This is a genomic window from Myroides pelagicus, assembly GCF_009711055.1.
GTDB lineage: Bacteria > Bacteroidota > Bacteroidia > Flavobacteriales > Flavobacteriaceae > Flavobacterium > Flavobacterium pelagicum.
Genome location: NZ_WMJY01000040.1, coordinates 1 through 24,593, shown reverse-complemented (window position 1 = coordinate 24,593; position 24,593 = coordinate 1). Strand labels below are relative to the sequence as shown.

The following is a 24,593-nucleotide window of genomic DNA, read 5'->3' as shown; positions in this document are numbered from 1 at the left end:
AATTTACATTTTTATATGATATAATTAATTTTGTAACACAGTTGGCGGTACACCCTCGTAAAATTAGCTTTTATAGTTGTTAGAAGTTCTGTATTTTTGTACTCTAAACTGTTGTTCGTTTTTAAAGGCATTACGTCAGCAGTAAACCTTTAATATACTGAATATCAGCCTTTTTTTCAAACAATCTCTTCCTTTATTTATCTTAAAATCAATTAATGGTTTTGTCGTGTACTAAGAAAATAAATTATTCCAATTATTTCTATAACTATACCTATTAACAATAGTGTTCCAGCAAAATTTTCTTTTGTTATTTTTGCTATAGCTCCTATGAATACAACTACTGCTCCAATTCCTAATAAACCTAGAGGTTTTGGTCTTATTGATAATATTTTTTTCATAATTCAGTTATTAACAAGTACATAAACCAGCAATTAATATTGCAATTTGAGGATTTGTAATGTAAGCTACTGTTGAGACAAAATCATCGCAGAATTCATCAGCTTCTCTGTTAAAACATTGGTTAAATGTTTCGCTTCCTTCTCTTTGACATAAACCTTTGTTAGAAAAACTATTAGTATCAGAAATTACATTATTTATAAAGTTACCTTTATCGTAAGTTTGTGAAACAATAATATTTTCATCAATATTTTTGACTATTAATTCTCCATTTCCGTTATCATCCATATTGTCTGTAAGTACAAAATTTTTCTCAATAATGAACTGGTCATTTACAACAATACCTTTTTCTAAATAATATTTATTATCTATACTATTAATAACAACAAATGAATTATCTTCTAATGATTTGTAGTATAAACTATTAGAATAATTCTTAGATTTGGATTTAATAATTTTTATTTGTTCTTCATCTTTAACTTCAAGGTAACCCAATTTGTTTTCAATTAGCTTTGAAACTTCTACATTAGAATTTTCATCCGTAATTTGAGATTCGTCATTACTACAAGCAAAGAAGGTAACGGATAATAATGTTACTAAAGTGATTTTTAAAATTTTGTTCATTTTTATAAATTTATTTGTTAATAATTAGTCGACCCTTAAAAAGCATTTTAAACTTTAGATTCCAAAATATTAAGTTGGTTATCGTATAAAACGCTTTTGTAAAAAAGAGCCAAATAGATGATTTACATTTGTTCATCATCCTTTTAAAGTTAAATGCAGCAGCAGCTAACATAATATTGATATTATCTTCTACAATTCCCTTATAGAAGTTACGATTTAATCTATGATCTGATTTAAGGTGCCCTATTACTGGTTCTATTGCCGCTCTTTTTTTGTGAGCGTTGCTTAATTTCTTGCGTTTGTAATAACTGTCTGATTTTTTTGGTGTTGATGGGATTAGTATTTCTGTGTCACCTACTTGCTTTTTGTCTCGATAACCACGATGAACTTTTGCTACTTTAGGAACCTTACCTGTTAGTCTATTTACTTGTTCTAATGCAGCTTCTAATGTATGACCGTCATATTCATTACGGAACCCAAGAGCTCCTATTATTACTCCTGAGTCTGTTTTGACAAAGGAAGCTTTGTTCCCAAACTCGTATTTCTTGTGTTCTTTACCCTTTGAAATACAACAAACTTCTAGTTCGTGTAAGGAATAAATTTTACCTGTTGTATTCCTTTTTTGAGACAATACTCTTTTAAATATTTCTAATGTTGGATGGTGTAGGGAATTTGGGGCTAACTTTCTTTCTAATTCTCTTACAAGTCTTCCTGCTATTGTTTTTACTTTTCTATCTGCTTTCCTTGCTTTTGCACTATTCTTAGGATGATTTCTAAAGCGTTGAAAGGTTGCTAATTTCTTTAAAGTTTGTGTATAAGTCTGCCTAACTTTTACGTTTTCTTGTTCTGCTATTTGCTTGCATTTTTTTATAATCTTATTGTGAAGCTTTGCATCTGTTGGGTAGGTAATATTTTTTTCTTGAACAGTTGTATCTATATTCACATTGTCATCATCACTGTCTTTTTCATTGACACGGATACTTTCTTTTAAAATTAACTCCACTCCTGGTTCGCCTATCCTATTTCTAAAATGCACTAACTCTGAGGCTTCACATGGAGATCCTGTAGCAAAAGATACTTCTCCACAAAAATATTGGTAATAGGCGTTTTCACTCCATTGAATCACGACCATTTCATCTGATACATTACGGATATGTTTTAATATTAAAAGCTTAACCATTAATCTAATAGGTTTTGCAGGACGACCTTTTCCATTGCTATACAATGGTGAAAAAGCTTGTTCAAAAACGCTCCAATCTATTTTATTAGCCAACTTGTATAAGCCGTGTTTTCGATCTAAGATCTCTTCAAAAGTTGATAAAAAACTCACTTGATTAGGATTTTTATTGTGTGCTAACATTGTAATAAATTTGCAAGGTTTGTTCTCTAAAGATACGAAATCTTGCAATTTTTTTCAACAAAAAACATATAAAAAAAAACACAACATATTGATTTACACTTAATCAAATTGTTTTTAAGGGATGACTAATTATTTTTTTAAATTTTCGAAATTCAAATCGGTTTACTCTATTTTTTAAGAACAGGATGAAAATACAAGAATAAATTCAAATGTTCTCAAGCGGCTTTTCAACTTTCACATACTCTTCTTACATTTCTTTGATGTCGTTAGTTTTCGACTTTGGATGGTCAGTCCGTCTTTGACCGTTATGTTTGGGTTAATGTGGCATAACTTGTTATATGTAAACAAATATATTGTTTATCTGGTTTATATTTCCGGATAAGGGAAGTTTTACCTTGACTTATCCTTTTTAATTATTACTTACTTAGTATATTCTAACAGAAAATAAAAGGACAAGACTATTACTTCTACTTCATCAATACTTGATTTGATGTATGTTTTTGAGTCTAGCAATTTTCTTATATCAATAAAAGAAGTTAAACACATAATAAGAAATACGGAAATACTTCGAACAAGAGCTCAAATTATTTAACAACGAAATATAGTTCATATTTTAAACCTTATTTTTATATTTGTAAAAAAATCACGAATATTAAAATAAACAAAATGATTGAAGAATTTAATTTCGGAAACTTTTGGTCTTTTAAGGATGAACAAACCTTAAATATGACAGCTGCAAAAATTAAATCATTTCATCCGTCAATTGATAAGCGAAATGTAATTGAAATTAACGATAAACTCTCATTAATTAAATCCAAAGCCATTTATGGTGCAAATGCTAGTGGTAAAAGTAATATTATTAAAGCATTAGTTACCTTTATTCGTATTGTAGCATCATCGGTAAAAGACGATAAAATTTTAAACATCATAGAACCTTTTAAATTATCAGTCGATAAAGTAAAAGAGCCAACATTTTTCCAATTAGTATTTAGAATTAATAATAAAAAATACCGATATGGATTCGAAGCAGATGAAAATTCTATTAAAAGCGAATGGTTATTCTATACTCCAAATAAACGAGAACAAACTTTATTCATTAGAGAAGAACAAGAAATTCTAGAATTTAATGATAAACATTTCGAAGAAGGTAGTAAATTCATTTCGTTACTTGACGACGATGAAAATTCTATTTTTAGAACTAATTCTTTATTCTTAACATCTTTAGCTTCATTTGGTTTTGGTAAAATATCTAAAGCTATTATTAAAGAAATTTCTTCAATTATTGTAATCAATGGATTGGGGCATAGTGGTATGTACTCTACTGCTGGTGATGCATTAGATGATTTAAACAAAAAGAAATTTATTTTAGATTTTCTTAAAAATGCTGATACGGGTATTAATGATATTGAATCTATTGAAATAACAAAGGACAATTTACCAAATGACTCAGAGGATGATTTAAAAAAAGAATTTAAAAAAGGAAATATCGTCGTTTCAAGTCGTAGTCAATATGATGGACAAAAAAAAGTTGGAAATGTTCCATTTATTTTAAGCGGTCAAGAATCCGAAGGAACTATCAAAATGTTTGAATTAAGTCCCTTTATTTATAATGCATTGAATGAGGGTAGAACCTTAATAATTGATGAATTTGATTCAAGATTTCATCCTCTTCTAACTAAAAAAATTGTGGAACTTTTTAATTCTGAATCAAACAAAAGTTCACAATTAATTTTTACAACGCACAATACAAATCTCTTAAGTTCAGAAATTCTAAGAAGAGATCAAATCGACTTTGTCGAAAAAGATAAATATGGTGCAAGTCATCTATATACTTTAGTTGAAATTAAAGGAGTTAGAAACAATGCATCCTTTGAAAAGGATTATATTCAAGGTAAATATGGAGCAATTCCATTCTTAGGTAATTTTTCATCTCTATTAAATTTTGATTATGCCGAAAGCAACTAAAGCTATAAAAAAAAACAGATAAGAACAAAGCTTGGAATAGAAAAGCTAAACCAACTAGTTATCAAATAGAAACTATACCGTTAAGAAAATCTATTTTGATAGTTTGCGAAGGACAAACTGAAAAATTATATTTTGAATCATTTCCAGTTCTAGGATTAAAAGTTGAGGCTATAGATTTAGGTGGGCAATCGAAAACTAAATTAGTTGATAGTACCCAAAAAATATTGGAATCCTCAGAATACGAATATGATGAAGTATGGTGTGTATTTGATATGGATTTCAAAAATGGAGCTAATCAATACGCTGATTTTGATAATGCAATTGAAAAAGCAATTGTTTTAAGTTACAATGTTGCGTATTCAAATGATTCTTTTGAATTATGGTTCTATTTGCATTACAATAAAATCGAAGCCCAACAATTAAGAGCCTTTTACTATGAGCAATTAAGCCAAAAATTAGGCATTAACTACGAAAGAGAAGGAAAAAAATATGCATTTTGTAAAAAACTTTATTCTATTCTTTTAAATGATGGAAATGCATCACAAGAAAGAGCGATAAAAAATGGAATAGAATTGTATGAAAATCAAAAGTATTTAGTTTATCACAAACAAAACCCAGTAACAACAGTATATAAACTAGTTCAAACTTTAAATGAAAATATAAGAAAATAAGCTTAGAACACAACAAAACTATTAATTGATCTATTATAAGACAAATAACAGAATATATTGTTAATAAAAAAGGCTAATAATTTACCTTAGAAAAACACCTCAACTACTTTCTCGACTGAGCTGTTTTGACAAGGTAAGACTTAGATAAAACGCGATAAACAACAGCACACAAATCAGGGCTAAGACCAGTGCAAAGGCAAAGGTATAGTCCTTTGTATGGACTACTGCAAAAAATACACTTCCAAAGGCGGCTACTCCAAAGGCAGAGCCAATCTGTAACCCACTGTTTACAAGTCCTGAAGCTAAGCCCGCAAAACAAACAGGTATTCCCGATAAACTAAGGCGTACCACCGAAGCTAAAGTCAGTCCCATACCACTACCGATGACAAATAGCGATAACTTAAAAAACAAAACATTGAAATGATATAAAGTATATCCTAATAAAATAAAACCTATACCATAAACTAAAATTCCCAAAGACAATATCCTTTGTTTTATATACTTACTCAATACTGAGGAACACAAACTCAACACAATAAACCCTATACCAAAGGGAATAATCGCCTTGCCAGCCTGCATGCTACTCCAGTGTAATCCCTCTTGTAGGTATATACCAAAGACTAAATAAAACACCCCACTGGTGTAAAACAAAAAGCTAATAACAATACCTAAAGTCAAGTTCTTGTACTTGAAAACATCAAAGTCCACAAGTGTACTATCTCCCCTGCGCTTTCTGTTTTTTTCTACTCGCACAAAGCCGTATAACAATACCATTGCAGCGAGAAGACACAAAATTAGTTGATAGTCAATACCGCGCTCAACAGGTGTGGTTAATGGATAAATAAAACTCACTAGTCCCAAACTAAGCAATAGGGTCCCACTATAGTCTATCTGTCCTTTTTTATTTGTCTGATGTTCGGGTAAGGCTATAAAGGCCAATAAAAAAGCTAATAATCCAATAGGAAAGTTGACCAAAAAGATAATGCGCCAACCCAGATCAAGAACATTCCACTGTATTAATAAAGCTCCCAAATACTGCCCTAATGCAGCGGCTATTCCGAAGGTAAAACTATAGAGCGCCATAACTAGTCTTTTCTGTTTCTGGTCAAAAAGGGTATGTAAAATAGCTAATACCTGTGGAATCATAACCGCTCCTGAGATTCCCTGTATAACCCTGCCTATAATCATCACACTTGAGCTTTGAGATAGCCCACATAACACCGATGCACTGATAAATCCGGTTAATCCAATCAAAAATATTTTCTTTCTTCCATAAATATCTCCAAAGCGTCCACCTGATATCTGAAATACCGCATAAGCGCAGGTATAAAACGAGACTATCATTTGCAATTCACTACTGCTAGCGCGTATCGAATGCCCTATAGCAGGCAAGGCTAGATTGACAATATAAAAATCTAAAGGCGATAAAATCGTGGCTACTAATAATATAAAAAGGATAAACCATTTGTTTTTAAGTATCATAAATTTGCTTTTATACCTCAATAAAAACACTATTCTTACTGAGTAATTTCTACCCTACAAAATTCTTAATCTAATAGACTAAACAAATAACGCTTCACGCAGTTTATACTACGCAAAGCGTTATTTTGCAAAGGATTAAGACTAAAGCTACTGATAACTAAAAAATAGTTTATTATCTCGGTCTTGAACAACTTTACACTCCACCCCAAAAATAGTTTTAATATTCTCTGGGGTTAATAATTCGATTGGTTTGCCACTGCTATGCATCTTAGTATCTTTTAAAGCATAGATATAATCGCAAAAATTAGCAATCAGTGATAAATCATGCATGGTTGCCAAAACGCCAATACCAAGGCTTTTAACGATCTTCAGAATTTCCAATTGAAAGCGAATATCCAAGTGATTGGTCGGTTCGTCTAAGATGATCAGCTCTGGCTGCTGGGTTAAGGCTCTGGCTAAAAAAATACGCTGTTTCTCTCCACCAGACAAAGTAGATAGACTCTTGTCTTGATATCTTAACATATCTACCTTTTCTAAACTAGCTAACGCCAATTGATAGTCCTTTTGATCAAAGCTCTGCCATCTAGCCTTAAATGGCAGCCTTCCCATTAACACTACATCGAGTACTGTGGTGTCAAAAGTTGTATCATTGAACTGGCCAACGACCGCTATTTTTCGAGCCATCTCTTTAAGAGTGTACTCTTGTATGTCTTTCCCATTATAGGTCACCTGCCCGGATTTGGCTTTTAATACGCGATAAATAATTTTAAGTAAAGTTGATTTACCACAGCCGTTACTGCCTACAATACCTACGAACTGCCCTTGTCTTACGGCTATATTTACCCCATTTAGAATCTCGCGAGTGGGATAAACAAATGATATATTCTTTGCTTCTAACAATACCTGCTTCATTTATATTCTCTTTTTATTGGTTAGTAATAGCACAGCAAAAAGTGGACACCCAATAAGCGCTGTTAATATACCAATGGCAACTTCACTCTGGGGAATCAATACTCGAGATAACCAATCTGCCCCTACTAAAAAAACGGCTCCTACCACAGCACTGTACAGTAGTGTCCAATGGTGCTTACTCCCCACTAGACTTCGGACGATATGGGGTATTGTGAGTCCAACAAAGCCAATCACCCCGCAAAAAGAAACCACTAAGCTCGTCAGTATGGTCACCAGTACTATCATCACTACCCGCTGTACATTAGGGTTGATTCCTAAAGTTACAGCAGACTCATTACCCATCATCATGGCGTCTAACTCCTTGGCGTGAAACAAGAAGTAAACCAGTACAATTAGCAGTCCTACCCCTACAATGCCCACCTGCGTCCAACTCACCTGTGATAAGCTTCCCATGGTCCAAAATGCCACTGCTCTGACCTTTTCGCTATCCTCTGCTATATAGACTAAGGCATTTGACAAAGCCGCACAAAAAGCGTTAATAACCGTTCCTGCTAAGATGAGATACAACGTGGATACGCTGTTGTTTTTAAGGCTCAACATAAAAATAAATAAAATCGCTACGCTTGCTCCCAAAAATGCCATAACTGGGATTGACAGCTCACTAAAGATACTTTCTCCTACCTCAAAGCCAAGCACAATAGCGATGGTTGCCCCTAATGAGGCTCCAGAGGATATACCAAGTAAAAATGGGTCCGCTAAGGGGTTTTGAACAGTGGACTGCATCACTGCTCCACTAATGGCTAGAGCCGCTCCTACGACCATAGCCATGATGACTCTAGGCATACGCATGGTCAGGAGGACTTCTTCTATCATAGATAGTTTAATGCCAGATTCTGAATAAACAACCTGTGAGGAAGGACTAATTATGTGTTTTATGTCGTTTAACCCTATGGGGATTTGTCCTGATATCACAGACCATAAGGCAATACAGCATAAAAGGACGAGTAAGATTATTAAATACCCGTATTGGGTTTTGTTTTGTTTCATGTTTTTTTGCTTATTGTAAAAAAGAGACTAATTGCTGGTAAAGCCTGACAAACTCCAACCCTCCACTAACAGCATTGGAATAGTCCACGGTGGTCAAGCGATTATTTTGAACCGCGTCTAATTGCCTTAAGACCTTGTGCTGCTTGAAATAGTTTAATAAATCTGCGGGGGCTTGCGCCTGAAAACTAGACAGGATAATATAGTCTGGGTTTAGTGTGACCAAATATTCTATAGATACTGGAATCACCATATATTCGCTGTGGAGAAACTCTACGTCAAAGTCCTGAAGTAAGTCGCCAATCAAACATTTATCTGGGGTATAGCTATAGTATATATCACTGGAATAAACATTGGCCAAAAATAGCACCCGCTTTGCTTGACCTTCTTTAGATGGCACTATTGTCTTTTTTAAGTCTTGTAGTTTTTTATATTCTTTTTTGATGTACTCGTCAACTTGTTTTTCTCTTTTAAATACTTTGCCAAAGGTGCGCAAATCAGAAAAGAGTACTTCTAACGTACGCGGTTTATTAAAGTCAAAGACTTCGGTAACCGCTACCCCTTTATCGGACCAAAACGCTCTACTTCCACTTCGCTTAGATTTAAAAGCGGACTCCATGCCAAACAAATGTGTCGGGGCAGTGGCGATAATCGATTCTATAGATGGCCAAAGGGAGGTCAAGATCGGCCAATCACTGTAGGTTCCATCCTTTACTCTTTGATCTAGATAGCCTACACCGACTACTTTCTGCTTACCGCCAAACTCTTTAACCATCTCTAGAGCTTGCTGGCCAAAAATCACTATGCGATCCTCGGACTGTGCAAAACTGACTTGACTTGCTAGTATTACTGCTAGAAAGGCTTTCCAATATTTCATACTCCTATACCTTCTTCCCATTAGAAATTATAACTTAAACTCAACTTCAGATTGATTGGTTCTTCTGGTCTCCAGTAGTAGAACCCTCCTCTTGAATTGTAGTATGCCCCGTTAAACAAATAGCGATCCAATAGATTATTGACCATTAACCCTACTTTTATATCGTCTTTTTTCCAACTAATTCCCGCATCTACTCTTGTATAATCTGGTAGAGGATCTCCCCCACCTCCTCCAAAGGCCCAAGTCTGACGGTCTCCCATAAAGGTGATTCCCGTCATAAAAGATAAGTCGCGTAGTGTTCCTTCTTCTATGGTGTAATCCAACCATGCATTGGCGACATGCTTGGCAAAACCACTAACTTTACTACCCTTCTCGGCAGTCTTAGTTGCCTTTGTTACCTCTGAGTCTGTATAGGCGTAATTGACATTCAGGTTTAATCCCTTTGCCAATTTCCCTTGGATATCAACCTCAACTCCTTGTGTTTTGGTTTGTCCTAGTTGCAACACATAGTTCTCTCCTGGAGCATTTAAAGGATCGGCAGACAAGTGATTGTTTTTTGTGATACTATAAAGCGATACCGTGGATTGTAATCGCTTGTTGAACAGTGTATTCTTAACTCCAAACTCAATATTGTGCCCTGTTAGTGGCTCCACTGTTGAACCATCTCTTTTCATACCTGATTGAGGAACAAAACTCTGGTCGTAGAGCCCATATAAATTGGTGTGGTACCCTAACTTATAACTCAGGCCAAAGCGTGGGGTAAACTGACTATCTTCTCTATTCTCGCGATTGCTATTCTCCTTAACCGTTGTATAACGCCCTGCCAAGGTCACCAATAACTTTTCTTGGAAAAAGGCCATCTCATCTTGTAGATAAATCCCTGTATAACTCTGACCTGCATCAGCTAACCCATAATTGGTCAAAGCAATGCGCTGTTTAAGGGGTAGGCTTCGATCAAAAGTAGGATACCCATTCACAGGCTTTTGATACTCCTCTTTGTAAATATTAAAAGTACCAGGATTGTCGTAATCAAACTGCTCAGACCAATCTACCAAATAACGCTTATGCCCCATATCCAATCCGGCTATTACACGATGCTTTACTCCCTTTGTATCAAACTCTCCATTGACAAAAACCTGTGCGATCGTCGCTGTATTCGCTGCATCCCAAAGATGACTTCGACGAACAAAGTCTCCATTGTCCTCAATGCTCTTCACCCACATATATTGCCCTTGTTTGTCATACTTAAAATACCCCAACTGAGCTGTCAAATACCAATTATGGGCTAATTCTGTCTTTAGATTAGCTGTTAAACTGTGGTCATTGATAACCGATGGTTCAAAACCAGGATCTCCAAAGGTGCGCTTGCGATCCAAGCTAGCAAAGCCATCTTTGGAAAATAAGTACTCCGCACCAAAGTCAGAGACTTTCATTCTTTGATAAATATATTGAGTGGTCAGGGTTGTTTTATCACTTAATTTAAAAGCTAAAGAAGGTGCAAAAGCAATTCGCTTATTGAACTGAAAATCTCTAAAGCCATTTTTACTACTCCCCATTAAATTAAGGCGATATAACACTTTATCCGTTCCTGGAGATAGTCTGCCTTCCACATCTGCTGTAGCGCGCAGATAATCATAGCTACCATAGCTAAGCTCCACGCGTTGCCTGCTTTGTCCAGTAGGTTTTTTAGTCACCACATTATAGATGCCTGATGGCTCGCCGTTAGACATCATAAAACCTGCCGGTCCTTTGACAAACTCAATGCGATCCACAAAGCTCATATCCTCGGCTAAAGGCCCATAAGCAGACGATAGGTTCATACCGTCTCTAAAAGCCGAAGCTCGAGCCCCACGCATATTAATACGGGCATAAACATCTCCCCACTCCTCTAGTCGGACAGCTCCACTGACATTGCGTATCACTCCATCAGTAATTGTGCTGATTTGACGTGCCTGAATCAATTCACTGGATAGCACTTGTACATTCTGTGGTAAATTCTCTATGGATTGAGCCAAACGCAAAGATTCTGAGGTATTTCGCTTGGCAAATGGACTATTCTCTATGGTGATTACCACCTGATCTAAATGCTGATTAGCAGATGATAAGGTATCATTCCCCCCTTGTGCTAAAACTTCATATTGACTAAAAATAGCCAATAGGGATAAACTGATAAGATGTTTTTTCATGACTTAATGTTTTACTCTATTTAAACTCGTTTTAAATAATGAAAGCAAAAGTCCTACTTCTAACTATGCAAACGATAACGCAATGGGGTGAAAAAACAACGTCAAAAGAAGTAATACAACTATTTAATAGTCATTTGAATATCACACTATTTAAAATCAATATAAATACTTACTTTTGTAATTTCAAATCGTATAAAGTATGTTGCAAGAAAGTAGTAAAGAAAACTTACAGGTCGAAAAACGCCATATTAACGGAGCAAACTATACCATGGATATTACGCTGGTAAATACCTCTCTTGTGAGTATTAAGCATGGTATCTATTGTGCTAACCAAGATTTTTACCACACGGTGCTCCCTACTAAAAACTCGATCTTGACTTATCATTCTCTTCAAGGAAGTAGTCTCACGCTAAACCACGAGAATCTAAATGTAAGAGAACAAGCAGCGGTACTGTTTCAAGAAAGTGCAGTACCCTACCAGCACATCATGAAAACCAATGCAGAGCAAAAAGGAGAATTTGTCGAAATAGCCGTCAATAAAAGCTATATCACAAATTTGTTTGAACAGGAAAAAGATTACTTAGAAGAACTCTTAGCTACCCACTCTTCAAAACTAATCTATAACTTGAATATCAATGACCTTCAACTCATACAACAACTAATCAATCACCCCTATCAAGGCAAACTGGCAGAACACTATCTAAACAATAAAGTAGAAGAAGCGCATCTGTTGCAATACCACAATTGGCGTCACAACAAAACGCACAACAAACTAAAGCTGCATCAAAAAGACAAACAAGCCTTATACGATATAAAATCTTATATCACTAAACACTTTAACAAAGACTTCACCATACAGGAATTAGCCCTTAAAGCAGGAATTAATCAAACCAAATTAAAGGTAGGGTTCAAAGCCCTCTTTGGTACCACAACCTTTAAATATATTCATGACCTTCGCATGCAAAGAGCCTTAGAAATGATCAAAAGTAGAGATTATAATATCTATGAAGTGGCCGAATATGTGGGGTATAAACACAGTCATCACTTCTCTACAGCATTTAAGAAATACTTTGGGCAATTACCCACTCAAGTCATAGTATAAAACAGAGTTGTGATGATGAATTTGTTTAAAGTAGTTTATAAAAACAAAAGACATGGTGGGTAACTTCAAAGAGTGAATAACAATTCTATGCTAAAAAATATTTTTAATAAACACTTATAGCAATAGGGTGTTAAAAATATACTTATACTTAAAAAAGTTATAAAAAAACAACCAAACAACATCAATTTCATATATTTATTATTCAAGCAGTACTGTTTTAACACATAAGTATAACAGTTACTAACTAAGTAAATTTAAATAATATGAACAATTCTAAAAACACTCATCTAGCCTTGACTCAGTACTATCGCTGGTATCAAGTTTATGAAATACCTTTTACAAAATCTACAATCGAAAATCAATTAGATATCTTAAGTGATCAAGTAGAAATATCCTCTCAGGCAGGTACTACAAAAGGAAAAGATACTCTAGCAGACCGCCTCCAGTTATTCGAAGGTTGGAAAAACGCACATCACGTAAAATCAACTAAGATTAGCTAATCCCAAAGCGAGAAAAACACACTAGCGCTAGAGGCCAAAATCCTTTACCAAAATATTTGTCCTGACAATAGCAGATATAGTTACACCATAAGTTATTCTACTTTACTAGAATTACGAGATAACGATTTACCACTGTTTAAATCTGTGGTGATTACACCTCTCGAAAACATCGAGGATCCTCAGTTCGAGCCAGCCTACCTTGATAATCGAGTAAAATCATTCTTACACTATTGGCTATACTTATTGGAAACAATAAAAGATCAAGATAATAACCTAAAATTTAAAGAATTAGTACACCACGATTTTTCAATATCAAAAGACTCAAGCAATACCGCTAATAAAATGGATGCTTTGCAATCTTGGATAAATACTATCATACCTGAAAAAGGCGAATATACTTTGTGTTTTGAAAATTTAACAATACAAGAAAAACAAGACCTAAGCATAGAAATATCCTTTGACCTTAAACGAAATGACACTTGTGATAATCAGTCAAATTTAACCATTACCAAACAAATATGGCTATTGAAAAATAACACAGACCATCGATTTGCCCAATTGAAAGCTGTATTGTAGCATTATGGGGATTCATCTTTTATATAGCTATTTTGAAAACAACTTAAATCTTATATGCTAGTCCAAATATCTCAAAACAAAAGCTCCCTTTTTTTGGGAGTTTTTTGTCTTTTAAGCAGCTACATAATCTATTTTTGTTGTATTTAAAATAAACAAAGTCCTAGTGAAATCACTAGGACTATTGCTCGTTTTTTGGTCAAATTGGTATTATAGTTTTTAATTATAATTGATTTTGTACGATCACTAGAACCGAAAAAGGGTTTGTATTTAGTAATCTATTGGTTGTACTACCGATTAATATTGAACGTAACTTACTGCTTCCTTTTGCTGCTATACAGACTAAAGTAGCTTTGTTTATTTTAGCTAAGTGTTCTATAACCTGAGTAATACTTTCACTGTTTTGAAAATAGGCCTGAAATTCAACTGAATTTAAAATCGTATTTTTTTGTTTTAATTCATTGAATTGCCCCTGGATATGCTTGGCAGTTTTCTGTTCTAAATCATCATTATCTACCATTGGGAAAAAAATAGGCGGAATATTAAAGGCCCTTACAACCTTTACCTTACTACTGCTTTGAATTAAATCTTGTTGATTAAGCTGAGTTACCAATGGTAAAAATGGAGCTGATAAATCAGAAGGTATTAATATATTAGAGTTATCATATCGCTTATTCTCAGGTACCATAATATAAGTTCCCTTTAAAATTCGCAATAGTTTTTGTACCACACTTCCCGAACCGTTTTCATCTGTCTTCCAGCCACAAATAACAGTTGATATATCTTCATTAATACAAAGGTGTTTTATGGACGATTCTGTTTGTTCTTGCTTTGTAATATGGACATAAACCATTTCAGAATCTCCGAAATATTGATTAATACTTTTATTTATCTTATCAATAATTAACCCCTCAATATCTATATTATCCATATAATCTTCCCAGACTTTAGATAAGTCTGAAGGTTTAATATTATGGATGAAATGTATCTGTGTAATTTCATGCTTGTGATAATACTGATAAGCAAAGTTGATTAAACTATTATCAATAGAAGAAAGGTCAAGGGTAATAGCAATTTTACTCATAGTGATTTTCTTTTTTATTTTTTTCTAATACTAAATTCTTCAACTCTTGTTGATAGGTTCTCTCCTGTTTTATTTTGGCTTTTTTCTGGTCTGTTTTATAATCTTCCCTAACACCAATAAACAGTGAAATAGCCATAACAACAAGCAAAATAGCAAAGGGAAGTCCTGATATGGTAACAGCTGCTTGTAATGTATCTAATCCCCCTCCTGTTAATAAGGTTGCCGCTATAATTCCAGATAATGAAGCCCAGATAATACGCTGATATGCTTTTGTCTTAGCTTTCCCTCCTGAGGTAATACTATCGACCACAAGAGCTCCAGAATCGGCAGAGGTGATAATAAAACTACAGATTAAAATCATTCCTAAAATTTTAAGTACAATAGATAAAGGAAACTTCTCAAAGAAAACAAACAAAGCAGTAGAAATATTGTCATTAACTGCATCAACAAGAGCCATATCTCCATCGATTAACCCTTGAATAGTTGTACCACTAAAGGCCGAAAACCAAAGAAAAGTAACCGCTGCCGGTAGTATCAACACAGTAAGGATAAACTCTTTAATGGTACGGCCTCTTGAAACTCTTGCTATAAAAGTACCTACAAAAGGAGACCAAGAGGCCCACCATCCCCAATACATAAGTGTTACATTATTATGCCAAGTGTTATCTTTCAAATTTCCAGACCAAGTAGAAAGGTCTATGAAATTTGTTAAGTAACTACCTATGTTTTGGAAGTAACCATTGAAAATATAGGCCGTCGGACCTAAAAGTAATATGAGTAAAAATAGTACTAATGCTGTACCTATGTTAAGCTCACTTAAAAACTTAACTCCTTTATTTACACCTGATACCACAGATATTGTAGCAACCCCTGTAATGGCAATAATTATAATATATTGAATAAGTAAACTTTGTTCAACACCAAAGACATGATGAATCCCTGCATTTATTTGTCCTACCCCAAATCCCAGTGTTGTTGCCAAACCAAATAGAGTCGCAACTACGGCTACTATATCAATTAAATGGCCTTGCCATCCATAAATCTTATCACCTAAAATAGGATAAAATGCTGACCGAATAGTTAATGGCATTTTTCTATTATAGGTAAAATAAGCTAAGGCAAGTCCAATAATACTATAAATAGCCCAACCGTGAATACCATGATGTAGAAAAGCAAAATTAATAGCCTCTTGTCCTATAATACTCGGATCAGTTCCTGGATCAAGTCTAGGCGGGTTTACAAAATCTCTAACCGGATCGGCAATACTAAAAAGAACCAGACCATTTCCAATTCCTGCACTAAACAACATGGCAAACCAAGCTATTCCCTTAAATTCAGGCTCTGCGTCTGCTCCACCAATACGAATACTACCAAACTTACTAAAGGCAAGATATAGACAAAAAACAATGAAAAAGTTTACTGAGATGGTATATACCCAACCTCCTTTTTCGGAAACAATACTTTGCAATTGTCCTAAATATAATTCTGCTTGTTCATTAAAGATTAATGCTAATATAATAGTTGAAAATAAGATTATAACAGTGGGTATAAAAACGGGACCATTAACTGTTAATCCTAATATTTTGTGGTGTTTAATTTCTGTGTTTTCCTTAGACATAATGTTTATGATTGTTTAATAAGAGATCTGCTGGTAAATACAAAAAGTATCTCCAGGACCTAAAAAAACGATAAGCGCTATGGTAATCCCATAAATACTCGTAATGAGTATAAAGTTGAAGTGATAAAATCACTAACAAAGATGTACAATATGTACAGTAAATTACCTCAACAGTAATATAAGAGAATGTCAGTATTATTTAACCAACAATGTGCACACGAATAGATAAATATATAAACTACTTATCAACTCTTACTGCTCGCAAGTTAACAATTATACTTTAAAGTAATTTTAGATCACTTAAAATCTGTTAGTTATATATTAAAATACACATAAAATACTTAAGTTATTTTGATATATAACACACCCAAGGAGCTGATATGTTGTTATTGTACGTTAAAGTATTGTTTTTACTAAAAATATAAATAACAATAAGGCTGAACTAATGATTTAATGAAAAAATAGCAGTTTTTCAAAAGCATAAGTATCTTCTTTATTTCTCAAATATCTTTTACTCTTGTCATAGCTCAATCCACATAGGTTGCTAATGCCATAACAAAAAACAGCTTTTACGACACCAATTTTCATACTAGTGATAGTATAATAACTAAACACTCTTAAATAGCATTTTTCACATCATTATCAGAATTAGAAAAATCGTTAAATCGAAATATTTTAATTTCAAAAACAACTATAATTCTTAAACATTTTCACCTAAATACCCTAAAAAAGGGATGTTTTTATATTATGACACCAACTAGCTTTGCCATAAAATTCAATCATTACAATATAATCTTTATGAGAAAACTATTAACACTTTTAGCCATACTACTAATGGCTTGCTTTTATTTATCATGTAGCAAAGATGACAATGAGGTTTCTAAACCCGAGAAAAATAAACTAGAACTAGTCGCTGATCAAACAACCATTATAGAAGATCAAACCGTCAATTTTACCGTTCGCTCTAAAGGCGAAATCGTAGAACAAGTAGATATCTATATTGATGATGTAAAACAAAACAATCCTTATACCTTCAAAAAAGAAGGGGATTACAAAGTTATCGCCAAAAAGTCTGGGTACAAAGACAGTAACAGCCTAGTTATTAGTGTTGGTAAGCGTATCAGAACCCTACATTTAACAACGAATATAGAGTTGCCTCTCTATGAAAGGGAAAAGATACTTTTTACAATCACAGACGATACGGGAGAAATTGTTAATGACGCTAAAATTTTAAATAGTGACAACAAAGAAATACCCAACCCTTGGTCTCCAAGAGTAGGAGAACATACTTTAATCGCTTCAAAAGAAGGTTATATTTCAAGTGAACCAATCACGCTAAATGCACTTGCCAAAAAAGACTTAAAAGTTAGAATTTTAGGTAATTACGAATTTATCGTTGAAGGAGATCAAGTACATTTCTTAGTTTATGACACAGCTACCAACCAAAAAATCTACGATGCTGATATCTATGTTAGAGATGAAAAAGTAACAAACCCATGGGTGGCTACAGGAGCGGGACAAGCTTATATTAAAGCAGAAAGAAAAGGATATAATACCCCTTTTAGCACTAGTTATATCATCTATGAAAATACAAATACGACGGGACATGTTAACTACAGAAACGTTTCTTATGTGAACTATAGAACTCAATTAAATTTTACTGGTTTCAAAACTTTAAATCTTCCTAATGGTAGTCAAGAGCTAGTATCTGTATGGACAGAAAAAACACTACTATTAGAACAAGAACTAGGCTTTGAAGTAGAATTCTACACGCCAACAAAAAATCTAGGTGGAAATTTGTTTAGCGCTGTTTTTCCAGAGCAAGGCATTTCTATTCGATGGATGAAAGTCAGAATTTATAACACAACTACTGGTCAAACCTATGGTTATAATACTTCGGATATTTCAGGACACTATAACATATTAGATTATTCAGAAAAACACCATGCTTCGGCTAATTACAAAGTACAATTCAGTGATCATTATGGAGATAGAGTGGAGATAAACATAAATGGAAAACGTGCTTTTACAGGCAAACATGCTACACAACAAATAATTTCAGGTATTTAAAAAAACAATATCACCTTTAAAAAAACGAGTTAAAAAATAACAAAATCAGTAATTCTAATTTATAAAACAGAAAAGTCAAAAGTGGTTTGAAGTAATCTCGACCACTTTTTGTTTGTTTAGCCATAGGGGTGAATACCCGCTTATAAAATACCCTAAAAAGGGTATTTCTCTTTTACATAGATGCTCCTAATTTTGTATATAAACAAATAACCTTACACAACAAATTAACAAAAAACATTATTTACTTATACCACATTGATATACAAAACACCAATAGCCTTTTTTAATAACTCAAAAGCCTTATTGATGAACAAAACAAAACAACACCTTAAAAGACTACTAATGCTTCTAATTGGCATTAGCAGCCTTAGTATTGTAGCCTATGACTTTAATCAAGTACATACCCCACTGAGTCTCTCTGAAAATACAATCGAAAAAAAACTGGTCATATCCACTGATACAAACAATGATATTGTAACGGGTAGTTTAGTGCGCTTTACCGTTTTAGACGATCAACAGCAAATCGTCAAAGGTGCAAAAATACTGGTTAACAACACCGTTGTATCTAATCCATGGGTTGCTACCTCTGGCACAGTAGATATCAAAGCCATAAAAGAGGGCTACCTTCCTAGTGAAGACCTACAGTTATACATCTTATCGGAGACTTATGCGATAGGATCTTTACATTAGACAAGTGTTTTAAATTAGTGATTGCGCTTTTTTATGTAATCTCCCAACTCCCCTATCTTCGAAAAGTACCCGCTACTTTATCCCATAATGTGGTATAAAAGCCATAATTGGACTTTGGTTGCTGATGATGAGTGTTGTGAAAACTAGCTGTACCTATCCACTTGCCTATTCTATGATTATTCAGTGAAGGAAAAAACTCGATATTAAAATGACCAATAGTCCCCCAGAGCAAATTAATGCTTAGATAAATGATTATCGCCTGGTAACTAAACGAGAAACAACCCAAAACAGCAATTATAAATAAACCAAAACCAAGGGCTTCAAATGGGCTAAGTACAAACAAACTAAGTGCATTTACCCGAATATGATCGTGGTGCTTACGGTGAATAAATGGGTAAATAATAGACCAATGAGCTAACCGATGAAAGATATACATCAACAAATCCATTGCTAACAATATCAATACCACCTGACCTATAATCGTTGGGTAAGACGCCTGAAAGCTTATTTGAAGCACATGGTATTTCCAAAGATAAACCCCTAATACAAAAATTAAAGCATTACACACTACCGTTAAAAGTACTTGCCCGATATCACTTAGTGTCAAGACTTGATAAGGAGCTAATAATTTTTTAGAAGCAGCTAACTGATGAACCACCACATAAAAAAGAATAGACCCCGCACATAAGGCTAGATTAACCCAAAGACTAATCGCCACAACTTGTATAAGAGGCATACTAGGTAATTGTTCTAAAAATAAAGGTATATCCACTGTTCTACAATTAGCATATCACAAAGTAAAACATTTTATTCAATTTTTGAGCTGAAAACCTATAGGCTCATAAGACAGAAAGATATTGTAATAAATCTTGTAAAGCGTAAACCATTAGTTGATATTCCGATAAATTACCCTACTTTTGCACGGAATTGAAAATAAGGATTCTGCCTTTTAGCCTTTTCTGAAAATAGTCAAAACCTTTTTTCATTCTCAGATCTGCTTCTTGTGTTGCTCTATCTTTCAATCCCCTATGACTTTTTTAAATCAATATCCTTCAACAGCTCTAGTCTACTAATAGGCAGAAAATTGGTTATTTTGATTTAGCAAAGTCTAAGTACTCAGTGATCCCTTTGACTCTAGCCCTAGTACAGAAGATCAACAGCACTGCCCTAGCAAAGGTCGCTGAGAAGCTATAGTATCCATTAATGACTCCTTTGTTTTGTATAATTATGAATTAATGGAGTCTATAAACACTGGTAATCCAGGTAAAAGATGAATTTTAAGAACTTAAACATTATTCAACCAATCCTAGAGGCGATTAACGAGATTGGTTATCACACCCCGACAGCTATACAAGCACAAGCAATTCCCCATATCCTAAACGGGCATGACCTTATCGGTTGCGCACAAACTGGAACCGGTAAGACGGCCTCATTTGCTATTCCAATCTTACAGCTATTACAAGAGCAAAAAGTTCCTAAAAGAGCCATACGCTCGCTTATTCTAACACCAACTAGAGAATTGGCTATTCAAATCGACGAGAACTTCTCAACCTATGGCAAACACCTTGGGTTAAGACATCTGGCTATCTTTGGTGGAGTTCCTCAAGCCAAACAAGAAAGACAACTCAAAAATGGTGTGGATATATTAATCGCTACCCCTGGTCGTCTGTTAGATTTACTCAGTCAAAAATGTTTGAGTTTAAACAAAGTCGAAATCTTAGTTCTCGATGAAGCTGATCGTATGCTAGACATGGGGTTTGTCAGAGATGTAAAGAAGATAATGACCTATGTGCCGGCTAAAAGACAAACCTTATTCTTATCCGCGACCATGGCTCCAGAGATAAAAAAGCTTGCTATGGAGTTTGTCAAAGACCCAAAACAAGTCAACGTAACTCCTGTATCTTCTACCGCTAAGACCATTAAACAAGGGGTTTATTTTGTGGAAAAAGCAGACAAAGTCGAGCTACTTCATAAGGTATTAAAAGACAAAACGATTAATCGTTCTTTAGTTTTTACTAGAACGAAATACGGCGCAGACAAATTAGTCAAAAAACTAACCAAAGTAGGAATTAGTGCAGCGGCTATACACGGTAATAAATCCCAAAATGCAAGACAAAGAGCCTTAAGTGATTTCAAGAGCAACAGCATTCGCGTGCTTATCGCTACTGATATTGCCGCTAGAGGTATTGATATAGAGGAATTGCCACACGTGATAAACTTTGAACTTCCCAATATCCCTGAGAGTTATGTACACCGCATCGGACGAACAGGTCGTGCAGGAGCTCAAGGTATTGCTGTTTCGTTTTGTGATACAGAGGAGCGCAAAGAACTCAAGAAAATTGAAAAGCTAATCGGCTTTAAAATTCCAGTGATTAAAACAGAGCAAAAGTAGTAGTATAATATAGTGATCGGTGAATGACTCTTTACTTTGGGCTGATATTTTGCACAATCCAATAAGATAGTTGTTCGGTTCGCCTATCATTCTCAAGAGTCACCCGCATCTTTAAACTTAGATTTACTACCATAAAAGATCATTACTCGACCCTTCTCTTAGTATTAACTACTTTAGTTTTTATCGTGTACTAAAATAATTTATATCTTAGTTAAATATATATTAATATTTAAGTATGCTTGTAAACCAACACATTATAACAGATATAAAAGCCCTTATAGCTCAGTCAAAAGAAAAAGCTATACGTGCCGTTGACCATCAGCGAACACTAATGTATTGGGATATTGGCAAACGTATTTTTGAAGAAGAACAGCAAGGTCAAGACCGGGCAGATTACGGGAAATACCTCACAGAATACATAGCTAATGAATTAGAGCCTGAATATGGCAGTGGATATTCCAAAAGACAGATAGAGTTGTTCCGACAATTTTATCGCACTTTTCCAATTGCGAATACACTGTATTCGCAATTGAGTTGGAGCCAATACAAACTACTTATCAGGATTGATAATCAAGAGAAAATAGCGTTTTATATTGCTGAAATAATAAAAAATAATTGGACGGTACGTCAATTGGAACGGCAGATTTACAGCAATTTGTACGAACGTCTTTTATTAAGTAATGATAAAGAAAGTGTTTTAGCAGTTGCTAAAAAAGAGAAACAGCCCTCTGATGCCAAAGAAATCATTAAAGACCCGATGTACTTGGAATTTTTAGGACTGAAAAGGGATGCATCATATTATGAAAAAGATTTAGAAAGTGCCATCATCACACACTTACAAGAGTTTTTGTTGGAGCTAGGCAATGGATTTTCCTTTGTAGCAAGGCAGAAAAGAATACATATTGAAGGCGATGAGTTCTTTGTGGACTTGGTTTTCTATAACCGCTTACTACAATGCTTTGTTATTATCGAAATCAAAACTACCAAACTAACACATCAAGATATTGGTCAATTACAAATGTATGTAAACTATTATGATCGTATAGAAAAACTGCCACATGAAAACCAGACAATCGGTATTCTGCTTTGCGCTAATAAAAATGATGCTGTTGTACGTTTCACATTACCCGAGAATCAAAAACAGATTTTTGCAAGTCAATATAAACTTTACTTACCAACAGAAAAGCAGCTTTTGAAAGAGGTAAATAAGGAGTTGGAGAGTTTCGAGGCGAAAGAAGAAAAGCTATAAATATCAAAGACAACTCTTATCGTAGTTGATCGCGAAACAGAAGTTTGCCAGTTTACAAATATTAAAACAAATTTAAGATGATACTCGTGTTAGTATAAAAGCTTAAACAAAAAACGTTAAAAAACAATACAGCTTGGTTTGTAATTATTTCAAAATTAGATACAAGTACTCTCAAATCACTAACACAAATCAAACCGGAATATCCAAAAACAAATTGAACGTTAGATTATTAGCTATAGTAGCCTTAATGCTTGATATTTTGGAAAAAGTGGTGGAGTCTATTGATATTCATGATATTACAACTAGAATAATTGATAATATCGAATCTTAGGGACTTTTATCCAATAATTACAACTTTAAATATCAGACTACTACGTGAAAGCAAATTGGTGCAAAACTTGAGTGGTGTAATATAGTGATCGGTGAACGGCTCTTTACTTTTGGATATTATTTTCACAATCCAATAGGATAGTTGTTAGGTCCTCCTATCATTCTCAAGAGTCGCCCGCATCTTTAAACTTAGATTTACTACCATAAAAGATCATTACTCGACCCTTCGCTAAGTATTAACTGCTTTAGTTTTTGTCGTGTACTAAAAGAAAAATTATAAAAATGCTCTTAACCATTAGACATAACCATCCCAACGCTAATCTTTTCATTTAAAGCTGCATTAAGAGTTATATATAATATTGAATAAATAGTCTTTTCATTAGTTTAGTATAAATGATTGAACAAATTCTCTAAAATTAGTTTCACATAGACTTTTCCACTTCTCAGTAATAAACCACTACGGATTGAAAGTCCATAGTTTGTTAAAGCAGACTAAAGTTTGCCTGGGTAGAGCTACTCACTCAAGTATGAAATTACCTCCGTTATCATTTGGTTTACGATGGTGTTCAAGATATTGATTTAGCATCTCATCAGTAATATTTCCTGTACTCCAACAACCAAAACCTATTACCCAAAAGTGACGCCCCCAGTAGCGTTGTTTCAACTCAGGATATTCTAGTTGTAATTTTCTTGAAGTACGACCTTTGAAGAGTTTGACAATATTGCTTATGTTTTAAAATGGACGATACTCTATGTGAAGATGAACATGATCCTTTGATACCACACCTACTTTTAATTATTGGGTAAACAAGTATCTAAAACAATATACCTCTTCAGTAATTAATGTATAAACAACTTCTTTAGTTTGAATATCATCTATATCGTAAAAATATCCTGTCCCAGATGATTTATTTTCATTTATATAGAAAGCAGTCAATTTTAGTTGTACAATAAAGAAGTTCTTCAGATAAAGCTCTTTTTGCCATATTTATCTTATTTTTAAGTTTAGAGATAAATTTAGCACAATATATATTATTTTTTCATCTAAAAATCATCAGTTATTACAGTTTTTAGTTCTTTCATATAAATGAATAAAAAATAACACATTGTTATACAATAAATTATATAAATATGTATATATTGTGTCCTCACAACTTAATACCTTTTTGCCATGACAAATACATTTTTTAAAAATTTTTTGTTCTCAAATACTAATGAAGACTCATTAATAACAAAGCTTAAAGATATTTTTATGCAAGGAGATGATTCTTCAAAATTTGATGAAATATTGAGTAATAAACAAGATGTCTTATTATTTGATAAAACAATAAACGATTTAAAAATAAATAATCAAGATTCTAAAAAGATCACACTTTCAAATGGAAAGGAAATAACAGTTTCATTAAAATAAAATACTTTGAATTTAAATATAGCGTGAATTCAAGTTATAAATGCAACATTAGTCATT

Annotated in this window: 21 protein-coding genes and 1 pseudogene; 10 read left to right on the top strand and 12 right to left on the bottom strand. The window is 33.8% G+C overall.

What is annotated here, in order from left to right:
* Positions 1–212: 212 nt before the first annotated feature.
* The 3 genes from GJV77_RS12925 to GJV77_RS12915 are packed head-to-tail and all read right to left on the bottom strand — an operon-like array spanning position 213 to position 2,380.
* Complete coding sequence (locus GJV77_RS12925; protein WP_155036765.1) at positions 213–398, bottom strand: GldL-related protein; 186 nt, start codon at positions 396–398, stop codon at positions 213–215.
* Positions 399–408: 10 nt separating this feature from the next.
* Positions 409–1,020 (bottom strand): hypothetical protein, encoded by a 612-nt coding sequence (locus GJV77_RS12920; RefSeq protein WP_155036764.1) that lies wholly within the window; start codon positions 1,018–1,020, stop codon positions 409–411.
* Positions 1,021–1,030: 10 nt separating this feature from the next.
* Complete coding sequence (locus tag GJV77_RS12915) at positions 1,031–2,380, bottom strand: IS5 family transposase (RefSeq protein WP_155036763.1); 1,350 nt, start codon at positions 2,378–2,380, stop codon at positions 1,031–1,033.
* A gap of 666 nt (positions 2,381–3,046) precedes the next feature.
* Between GJV77_RS12915 and GJV77_RS12910 the strand changes: the two genes are divergently transcribed.
* Together GJV77_RS12910 and GJV77_RS12905 are read left to right on the top strand one after the other, a co-directional pair.
* Positions 3,047–4,345, top strand: coding sequence for an AAA family ATPase (locus GJV77_RS12910; RefSeq protein ID WP_155036762.1), 1,299 nt, complete (start codon positions 3,047–3,049; stop codon positions 4,343–4,345).
* 95 nt (positions 4,346–4,440) lie between these two features.
* Positions 4,441–5,016, top strand: a complete 576-nt coding sequence (locus tag GJV77_RS12905; protein WP_155036761.1) for an RloB family protein — start codon at positions 4,441–4,443, stop codon at positions 5,014–5,016.
* A 99-nt stretch (positions 5,017–5,115) separates the two neighbouring features.
* Here GJV77_RS12905 and GJV77_RS12900 read toward each other — a convergent pair whose 3' ends face one another.
* The 5 genes from GJV77_RS12900 to GJV77_RS12880 all read right to left on the bottom strand — a co-directional run bounded on the left by GJV77_RS12900 (position 5,116) and on the right by GJV77_RS12880 (position 11,517).
* Positions 5,116–6,498: an MFS transporter gene (locus GJV77_RS12900; RefSeq protein WP_155036760.1), complete on the bottom strand. Its 1,383-nt coding sequence runs from the start codon at positions 6,496–6,498 to the stop codon at positions 5,116–5,118.
* A 147-nt stretch (positions 6,499–6,645) separates the two neighbouring features.
* On the bottom strand, positions 6,646–7,410 hold the full coding sequence (locus GJV77_RS12895) for an ABC transporter ATP-binding protein (protein WP_155036759.1): 765 nt from the start codon (positions 7,408–7,410) through the stop codon (positions 6,646–6,648).
* On the bottom strand, positions 7,411–8,457 hold the full coding sequence (locus GJV77_RS12890; protein ID WP_155036758.1) for a FecCD family ABC transporter permease: 1,047 nt from the start codon (positions 8,455–8,457) through the stop codon (positions 7,411–7,413). It lies immediately after the preceding gene.
* A 10-nt stretch (positions 8,458–8,467) separates the two neighbouring features.
* Positions 8,468–9,352 carry an ABC transporter substrate-binding protein gene (locus GJV77_RS12885; RefSeq protein ID WP_240142873.1) on the bottom strand — a complete coding sequence of 295 codons (885 nt, stop codon included), beginning with the start codon at positions 9,350–9,352 and terminating at the stop codon, positions 8,468–8,470.
* Entirely contained in the window at positions 9,352–11,517 is a 2,166-nt protein-coding gene (locus GJV77_RS12880; RefSeq protein WP_155036757.1) for a TonB-dependent siderophore receptor, read from the bottom strand. The genes GJV77_RS12885 and GJV77_RS12880 overlap by 1 nt, the downstream gene beginning before the upstream one ends.
* 199 nt (positions 11,518–11,716) lie before the next feature.
* Between GJV77_RS12880 and GJV77_RS12875 the strand changes: the two genes are divergently transcribed.
* The 3 genes from GJV77_RS12875 (at position 11,717) to GJV77_RS14835 (ending at position 13,695) form a co-directional block, all read left to right on the top strand.
* Positions 11,717–12,619: a helix-turn-helix transcriptional regulator gene (locus tag GJV77_RS12875; protein WP_155036756.1), complete on the top strand. Its 903-nt coding sequence runs from the start codon at positions 11,717–11,719 to the stop codon at positions 12,617–12,619.
* A 263-nt stretch (positions 12,620–12,882) separates the two neighbouring features.
* Positions 12,883–13,119 carry a hypothetical protein gene (locus tag GJV77_RS14840; RefSeq protein ID WP_162521624.1) on the top strand — a complete coding sequence of 79 codons (237 nt, stop codon included), beginning with the start codon at positions 12,883–12,885 and terminating at the stop codon, positions 13,117–13,119.
* A 144-nt stretch (positions 13,120–13,263) separates the two neighbouring features.
* Positions 13,264–13,695: a hypothetical protein gene (locus tag GJV77_RS14835; protein ID WP_162521626.1), complete on the top strand. Its 432-nt coding sequence runs from the start codon at positions 13,264–13,266 to the stop codon at positions 13,693–13,695.
* Positions 13,696–13,915: 220 nt separating this feature from the next.
* Here GJV77_RS14835 and GJV77_RS12865 read toward each other — a convergent pair whose 3' ends face one another.
* Both GJV77_RS12865 and GJV77_RS12860 read right to left on the bottom strand, forming a co-directional pair.
* Positions 13,916–14,776, bottom strand: coding sequence for a universal stress protein (locus tag GJV77_RS12865; RefSeq protein ID WP_155036755.1), 861 nt, complete (start codon positions 14,774–14,776; stop codon positions 13,916–13,918).
* Positions 14,769–16,394 (bottom strand): BCCT family transporter, encoded by a 1,626-nt coding sequence (locus tag GJV77_RS12860; protein WP_155036754.1) that lies wholly within the window; start codon positions 16,392–16,394, stop codon positions 14,769–14,771. The genes GJV77_RS12865 and GJV77_RS12860 overlap by 8 nt, the downstream gene beginning before the upstream one ends.
* Positions 16,395–17,192: 798 nt before the next feature.
* Here GJV77_RS12860 and GJV77_RS12855 point away from each other — a divergent pair.
* A complete protein-coding gene (locus tag GJV77_RS12855; RefSeq protein ID WP_155036753.1) occupies positions 17,193–18,464 on the top strand; it encodes a hypothetical protein in 1,272 nt (423 codons plus the stop codon).
* Positions 18,465–18,770: 306 nt separating this feature from the next.
* Complete coding sequence (locus GJV77_RS12850) at positions 18,771–19,154, top strand: hypothetical protein (protein ID WP_155036752.1); 384 nt, start codon at positions 18,771–18,773, stop codon at positions 19,152–19,154.
* Between the two features lie 52 nt (positions 19,155–19,206).
* On the opposite strand, the gene GJV77_RS12845 is transcribed toward GJV77_RS12850, so the two are convergent.
* Positions 19,207–19,890: a sterol desaturase family protein gene (locus tag GJV77_RS12845; protein ID WP_155036751.1), complete on the bottom strand. Its 684-nt coding sequence runs from the start codon at positions 19,888–19,890 to the stop codon at positions 19,207–19,209.
* Positions 19,891–20,424: 534 nt separating this feature from the next.
* Here GJV77_RS12845 and GJV77_RS12840 point away from each other — a divergent pair.
* The gene (locus tag GJV77_RS12840) at positions 20,425–21,546 is read left to right on the top strand and encodes a DEAD/DEAH box helicase (RefSeq protein WP_155036750.1); all 1,122 of its coding nucleotides are present in this window, start codon (positions 20,425–20,427) and stop codon (positions 21,544–21,546) included.
* 235 nt (positions 21,547–21,781) lie between these two features.
* Positions 21,782–22,795, top strand: a complete 1,014-nt coding sequence (locus GJV77_RS12835) for a PDDEXK nuclease domain-containing protein (protein ID WP_155036749.1) — start codon at positions 21,782–21,784, stop codon at positions 22,793–22,795.
* An 847-nt stretch (positions 22,796–23,642) separates the two neighbouring features.
* Here the strand turns inward: GJV77_RS12835 and tnpA are convergent.
* A pseudogene (tnpA, locus tag GJV77_RS12830) lies at positions 23,643–23,912 on the bottom strand (IS200/IS605 family transposase); the annotation flags it as partial.
* A gap of 384 nt (positions 23,913–24,296) precedes the next feature.
* Here tnpA and GJV77_RS12825 point away from each other — a divergent pair.
* Complete coding sequence (locus GJV77_RS12825) at positions 24,297–24,536, top strand: hypothetical protein (RefSeq protein ID WP_155036748.1); 240 nt, start codon at positions 24,297–24,299, stop codon at positions 24,534–24,536.
* Positions 24,537–24,593: the final 57 nt, after the last annotated feature.

Excerpts from the sequence above, each read along its gene's own strand:
- GJV77_RS12845 (WP_155036751.1), bottom strand. The coding sequence starts at position 19,890 with ATGCCTCTTATACAAGTTGTGGCGATTAGTCTTTGGGTTAATCTAGCC.
- GJV77_RS12865 (WP_155036755.1), bottom strand. The coding sequence starts at position 14,776 with ATGAGTAAAATTGCTATTACCCTTGACCTTTCTTCTATTGATAATAGT.
- GJV77_RS14840 (WP_162521624.1), top strand. The coding sequence starts at position 12,883 with ATGAACAATTCTAAAAACACTCATCTAGCCTTGACTCAGTACTATCGC.
- GJV77_RS12825 (WP_155036748.1), top strand. The coding sequence starts at position 24,297 with ATGACAAATACATTTTTTAAAAATTTTTTGTTCTCAAATACTAATGAA.
- GJV77_RS12885 (WP_240142873.1), bottom strand. The coding sequence starts at position 9,352 with ATGGGAAGAAGGTATAGGAGTATGAAATATTGGAAAGCCTTTCTAGCA.
- GJV77_RS12850 (WP_155036752.1), top strand. The coding sequence starts at position 18,771 with ATGAACAAAACAAAACAACACCTTAAAAGACTACTAATGCTTCTAATT.
- GJV77_RS12925 (WP_155036765.1), bottom strand. The coding sequence starts at position 398 with ATGAAAAAAATATTATCAATAAGACCAAAACCTCTAGGTTTATTAGGA.
- GJV77_RS12920 (WP_155036764.1), bottom strand. The coding sequence starts at position 1,020 with ATGAACAAAATTTTAAAAATCACTTTAGTAACATTATTATCCGTTACC.
- GJV77_RS12910 (WP_155036762.1), top strand. The coding sequence starts at position 3,047 with ATGATTGAAGAATTTAATTTCGGAAACTTTTGGTCTTTTAAGGATGAA.
- GJV77_RS12855 (WP_155036753.1), top strand. The coding sequence starts at position 17,193 with ATGAGAAAACTATTAACACTTTTAGCCATACTACTAATGGCTTGCTTT.
- GJV77_RS12880 (WP_155036757.1), bottom strand. The coding sequence starts at position 11,517 with ATGAAAAAACATCTTATCAGTTTATCCCTATTGGCTATTTTTAGTCAA.
- GJV77_RS12915 (WP_155036763.1), bottom strand. The coding sequence starts at position 2,380 with ATGTTAGCACACAATAAAAATCCTAATCAAGTGAGTTTTTTATCAACT.
- GJV77_RS12900 (WP_155036760.1), bottom strand. The coding sequence starts at position 6,498 with ATGATACTTAAAAACAAATGGTTTATCCTTTTTATATTATTAGTAGCC.
- GJV77_RS12835 (WP_155036749.1), top strand. The coding sequence starts at position 21,782 with ATGCTTGTAAACCAACACATTATAACAGATATAAAAGCCCTTATAGCT.
- GJV77_RS12890 (WP_155036758.1), bottom strand. The coding sequence starts at position 8,457 with ATGAAACAAAACAAAACCCAATACGGGTATTTAATAATCTTACTCGTC.
- GJV77_RS12860 (WP_155036754.1), bottom strand. The coding sequence starts at position 16,394 with ATGTCTAAGGAAAACACAGAAATTAAACACCACAAAATATTAGGATTA.
- GJV77_RS12895 (WP_155036759.1), bottom strand. The coding sequence starts at position 7,410 with ATGAAGCAGGTATTGTTAGAAGCAAAGAATATATCATTTGTTTATCCC.
- GJV77_RS12875 (WP_155036756.1), top strand. The coding sequence starts at position 11,717 with ATGTTGCAAGAAAGTAGTAAAGAAAACTTACAGGTCGAAAAACGCCAT.
- GJV77_RS12840 (WP_155036750.1), top strand. The coding sequence starts at position 20,425 with ATGAATTTTAAGAACTTAAACATTATTCAACCAATCCTAGAGGCGATT.